Source organism: Fischerella muscicola PCC 7414, assembly GCF_000317205.1.
GTDB lineage: Bacteria > Cyanobacteriota > Cyanobacteriia > Cyanobacteriales > Nostocaceae > Fischerella > Fischerella muscicola.
This window is the reverse complement of sequence record NZ_AJLK01000267.1, coordinates 1-222: the sequence shown is the minus strand read 5'-3', so window position 1 is coordinate 222 and position 222 is coordinate 1. Positions and strand designations below refer to the sequence as shown.

Sequence of the window (222 nt, the reverse complement as noted above, 5' to 3'; positions counted from 1 at the left end):
TACAGGATTCAAAATGACTGGTGTGATGATATCCTCTACAAGAGAAGTGACTATTTTGCTGTATGCAGCTCCGAAAATCACTGCCACAGCTAAATCAATCACGTTACCTTGCATCAGAAACTTGCGAAAATCAGCCCATAAGTCATTACTACGCGCCATCAGCCTTTATCCCTTCTAAGAATTATCGGAGAAAGGCAGAGGGCAGAGGGCAGAGGGCAGAAG

General features: G+C 44.6%; 1 protein-coding gene. It reads right to left on the bottom strand.

Annotation, left to right across the window (positions count from 1 at the left end; genetic code table 11):
- The coding region (locus UYI_RS34020; protein WP_016870667.1) for an MscL family protein at positions 1 to 159 on the bottom strand (159 nt) is incomplete at its 3' end.
- Between the last annotated feature and the right edge of the window lie 63 nt (positions 160 to 222).